General features: G+C 68.3%; 4 protein-coding genes. 1 reads left to right on the top strand and 3 read right to left on the bottom strand.

Annotation, left to right across the window (positions count from 1 at the left end; translation table 11 throughout):
* Positions 1-220: 220 nt before the first annotated feature.
* Positions 221-439, bottom strand: coding sequence for a hypothetical protein (locus tag H7290_RS04015; protein WP_290512730.1), 219 nt, complete (start codon positions 437-439; stop codon positions 221-223).
* Positions 436-1113 (bottom strand): type 1 glutamine amidotransferase, encoded by a 678-nt coding sequence (locus tag H7290_RS04020; RefSeq protein WP_290512731.1) that lies wholly within the window; start codon positions 1111-1113, stop codon positions 436-438. Before H7290_RS04020 ends, H7290_RS04015 begins: the two co-directional genes overlap by 4 nt.
* A gap of 73 nt (positions 1114-1186) precedes the next feature.
* Between H7290_RS04020 and H7290_RS04025 the strand changes: the two genes are divergently transcribed.
* Complete coding sequence (locus H7290_RS04025; RefSeq protein WP_290512732.1) at positions 1187-2893, top strand: alkaline phosphatase D family protein; 1707 nt, start codon at positions 1187-1189, stop codon at positions 2891-2893.
* Between the two features lie 3 nt (positions 2894-2896).
* Here H7290_RS04025 and H7290_RS04030 read toward each other — a convergent pair.
* The coding region (locus H7290_RS04030) for a penicillin-binding transpeptidase domain-containing protein (RefSeq protein ID WP_290512733.1) at positions 2897-3357 on the bottom strand (461 nt) is incomplete at its 5' end.

Raw genomic sequence — 3357 nt, forward strand, 5'->3', positions numbered from 1 at the left:
CATCGTCGACGTCGGCACGGTGAGACGTGGGCCGGTCGAGGTGGCGGCGGTCGCCGGCGGCGCAGTGAGGAGCCCGGCGGCCAGCCCTGCGCCGACAGCAGCGATGCCGGCCCGAACGATCGTGGATCGCGCACTCGTCATGATGTCCCCTCGATATTCCTCATCGTCGCCCCGTGACCGGGGTCACAGGCTCAACGAATCCGGACTGCGCGGGTCACGGTCAGTGGTTGCGCGGGTGATTCTTCGCGATGCGTTCGTTGTCGCGGCTGTAGTTACCGGTCAGCCGGGCCATCAGCAGCTGCGGGTCAGTGTTCTCGGCCTCTTGCGCGAACTGCCGCGCCTTCTCGCCGCGCAGCACCATCGCGACCTTGCCGTGGTGCGAGATGACGACCTCCTTGCCACGGACCGTCCACTCGAAGCCGTGCGGCCTGCCCTTCACTCGACGCCCAGGTAGTCGAGGGCGTTGTCAGTCAGGTCGTGGGCGAGGTTGCGGGCCGCCGGCTCGTGCGCATACGCCTGATGGATGAACTCCTTGGCGTCGACCCCGGACTCGCCGAAGTAGCCCTCGTGCACCCAACGCTCGTAGGTCGCGGCCGTGACCTCAGGGTGGAACTGCCACGCGATCGAACGGGTGCCGAGCGAGTCGTCGGTGAAGCACTGCGGCCCGCGCCACGAGGTTCCCAGCACGCGTGACGTCGGCGGCGGCGCGAAGACGTCACTGTGCATCTGGCCCCACGGTCCCTCGGGGCACAGCCTCCGGTCGGTCGTGTCGACGCGGGTCCAGCCGAGCTCAGGTGCGTCGGCCTGCCACGAGGTGCCGCCGAGTGCCCGCGCCATCACCTGCGCGCCGTAGCAGATGCCCATCACAGGAGTGCCGGCCCGGAGGGCGTCGCGGACGAAGACCGACTCGTTGAGGACGACGCCGGCCCACTTTCGTTCGTGCGCGGCCCGGTCCGATCCGAGCAGCAGGACCAGGTCAGTCGCGCCGAGACCGCCGAATGTCGGCAGCTCGTCGCGATCGGGCTCGACGATCTCACCGCCGCGCTGCAGGAGCCGCTCGGTGACGTAGCCGCCGTCCTTGTCGGCCGCATCCGCGACCACGTGAATCCGCATGTCCTCATTGTGACGCCCCACGTTCACCTGCCGTTTCGTAACCCCGTATGTGACCCGTGCGTTATTTCCATTTGTGACCGTCACCACTGAGAAGGACGGCTTCGGCCGACGCACGTTCATCACGACGAGCAGCGCCGTCGCCGCCGGCGTCGCGGCCGCCGCGCTGCCGGGTATCACCGGCTCGGCGGGTGAGGCTGCGGCCGGCGTGGACTTCGTGCCCGGGCTCGCCTCGGGCGATCCGACGCCCAGCCGCCTCGTCATCTGGACCAGGGTCACCCCCACGCCGACCTCGACGGCCGGATCCGGTGTCGGTCCCAGTGCCGTCGTGACGTGGCAGGTGGCCACCGACAAGAGCTTCACCAGGATCCTCAAGAAGGGCACGTTCACCACCACGGCGGCCCGCGACCACACGGTCAAGGTCGATGTCACCGGCCTGGCGTCCGCCACGACGTACTACTACCGCTTCATCTTCAAGGGAGCCTCCTCCCCCGTCGCTCGCACGCGCACCGCGCCGGCACACACCGCGACGCTCGCACGCATGCGTTTCGGCGTGGTCTCGTGCGCCAACTTGCAGGCCGGCTGGTTCAGCAGCTACCGCCACCTCGCCGCCCGCGACGACCTCGACGCCATCCTGCACATGGGTGACTACCTCTTCGAGTACGGCAACGGCGAGTACGGCAACGGCATGGGCAACGTCGACATCCGCAAGCACGTGCCGCCGCACGAGATCATCAGCCTGAAGGACTACCGGCAGCGTCACGGACAGTACAAACAGGACAAGGACCTCGCCGCACTGCACCAGAGGTACCCCTTCATCAACACCTGGGACGACCACGAGACCGCCAACGACACGTACGCCGCCGGCCCCGACGGTGGCGGTGCCGAGAACCACACACCCGCCACCGAGGGTGACTTCGCGACCCGGCGCCGGGTGTCGCTGCAGGCCTATGACGAGTGGATGCCCGTTCGGCTCAGCGGCACCGCAGCGCTCGGCGACGGTACACAGATCTATCGCACGTTCCAGTTCGGCGACCTGATCGACCTGTCCATGCTCGACCTGCGCAGCTACCGCAACGCGCCGGGCAAGGAGTTCAGCACCGAGATCGGCGTGACCGGCGACCCCACGCGGGTCATTGCCGGCGCCGAGCAGCTCGGCTGGCTCGAGAACAACCTGTCGACGTCGAAGGCCCGCTGGAAGCTTGTCGGCAACCCCGTCATGATCACCCCGGTGCTGGTGCCCCCGCTGCCCGTGCCGGTGACCAACGCGATCACCGCCACCGCTGGCATCCTGCCCACCGAGGGATTGTCGTACAACACCGACCAGTGGGACGGCTACTCCGTGGAGCGCAAGAAGCTGACCGACCACATCAAGGCCAACGACATCAAGAACATCGTGTTCCTGACCGGTGACATCCATTCCGGCTGGGCCTGCGACATTCCCTCCGCCCCGGGCCTGTACCCGCTCGGTGGGTCCATCGCGACCGAGCTCGTCACCACCTCGGTGACGAGCAACAACCTCGACGACCTGCTCGGCACACCCTCACGGTCGGCGTCGATCGCCGTCGAGACGATGTTCAAGGTCACGAACCGGCACATCAAGTACATCAACCTCGACGACCACGGCTACTCGGTGCTCGACGTGACACCGGCACGGGTGCAGATGGACTACTTCGTCATCAGCGACCGGGCCGACCCTGCCGCGACGACGACCCGCACGGCCTCGTGGGTCGTCCGCAGCGGTACCCAGACCACGACGCCCAGCACCACCGGGATCGTGTAGCCCTCAACCAGCCTGCCGCAGGAACGACTCGAGCAGCGGGCCGGCCGTCTGCGAGCCGGATTCACCGTCGTCGACGAAGACCGCGACCGCAAGATCACCGTGCGTCGCGATCATCCAGGCGTGCGTACGGGGCGGAGCGTCGTTGCCGTACTCGGCGGTGCCGGTCTTCGCCGCCACCGGACCACCCGAGACGTCGGTGAGGAACCGGCCGCTGCCCTCGGTGACGACCGCTCGCATCATGTCCTCGATCTGGGTGGCCTCGGCGCCAGTGAGCGGTGCGGCTGCGGTGGGCACTGCCGCGACCTTGCTGTCGGGCAGCAGCACCGGGGTGACCCGTCTGCCGTTCGCCAGCGACGCGGCCACGCCCGCCATGGCAAGCGGGGAGGCCTCGATGCGGCCCTGCCCGATGACCGAGGCTGCGCGCTCGGTGCCGCTTGCCTTGGTCGGCACGGAGCCGAGGAAGG

The sequence above is a fragment of the Aeromicrobium sp. genome, from assembly GCF_014378035.1.
Lineage (GTDB): Bacteria > Actinomycetota > Actinomycetes > Propionibacteriales > Nocardioidaceae > Aeromicrobium.